Below are 1,217 nucleotides of genomic sequence, written 5' to 3'. Positions count from 1 at the left end.
GGGTACATCTCAGTTAGGAGATGAGTATAATTACTCAGACCAAGTATATGATTGTAATCCAATTAAGCCGTCAGTGCCCCATTCAGGTACGCACACCTATGCTTTAACACCTTTGGCACATTCTCCCTTCGCCATTGTGCCCCTGGCAACTTCACCCTTAACCCAATTTGTTTCACCAACGACTCAACTCGACCCGAACCAATCGATTGCCCCGCTGCCTGCCAAGCCTGGTAGTCGATAATCCGAGTCTGATGATGCCTTAAGTAATTGATAAATCCTGTAACTCCCCGACATTGCTCTTGGCGTAGATACTTTATTACCTTCCCACATTCCCCTCGCCACAGCCATGTTTCTATCTGCGACAGTTGAGCCGCTGTGCCTTGCACCTTGTGAGCATTCTCCATCAGGTGATACCAATCGAGCACTTCGAGCCGTTGCTGTAGTGTCCCTATCTCACTGAAAATGTTCCACACCCCATCATGACCATCCCCGATACAGGTAAACTGTTGTGCCCGGGGCTGGGCATTCACCCAATCTACTAGCCCTTGATTGTTCTTAAAAAATGCTACACCCTCTTGCCCGTGGACATTTAAGGCTTTGTATTCTCTCCACTCGCAGGCTTGACCTTCCTCAGTGCGCAGGCGAACCATTCCTCCATCTAAGCTCAGTTCTTCAATGGGGTCAGTTATCTCCACCTCACACCAATCCTCTCCCTGTACCATGCGTTGCAACGTGCTGTGGGAGACACTCATCCCAGTCAGCATCTTGATATCCTCTTCAGCATGTTGGTAAGAGTTATTGGCACTAACGAGCAAGCAACACTTCTCAAAGTACGGACTCCAACGATTGCCAGGCTTGACTTGCAGTTGTTGGGCTTGAGCGGTCGTCAGGGTGAGTTTCCCGATAATACTGGTCAGGGTGCGTTGTTTTCCGCTGTGACGGTCGGTCGCTGTGTTGATAAAAAAAATCCCAGTTGAGGCAAGACGTGTTCTAGCGCAAGAGAGTGAACGCTTTTCTCAATGCCTTCAAGGGTTTTGAGTTCAGAAGGGTTGGCTTCCTGGTAGAGAATCGCGGCAATCGCATCAAGGTGTTGCTGGAGTTCAGCCTGCGTTTGGGGAGTCATGGGTCAAAGGTGGTCAACAGTGTCTAAATTATGTAGGCTTTTGAGGAGGAATTGTAATGAGTATATTTACTCATCTCCTAATTGAGATGCACCC

At 48.7% G+C, this 1,217-nt stretch carries 1 protein-coding gene; it reads right to left on the bottom strand.

Annotation, left to right across the window (positions count from 1 at the left end; all coding sequences use genetic code 11):
* Window positions 1-62 precede the first annotated feature (62 nt).
* Window positions 63-1,123 (bottom strand): ISKra4 family transposase gene (locus VB712_RS13995; protein WP_323255739.1). Its coding sequence is split into 2 segments (ribosomal slippage): window positions 63-970 and window positions 970-1,123, totalling 1,062 coding nucleotides; the frame shifts between segments, so codons are not numbered across the junction.
* Window positions 1,124-1,217: the final 94 nt, after the last annotated feature.

It is taken from the genome of Spirulina sp. CCNP1310 (genome assembly GCF_034932185.1).
In the GTDB taxonomy this organism is placed as follows: domain Bacteria; phylum Cyanobacteriota; class Cyanobacteriia; order Cyanobacteriales; family Spirulinaceae; genus Spirulina.
This window is presented reverse-complemented; position numbering and strand designations above follow the sequence as displayed.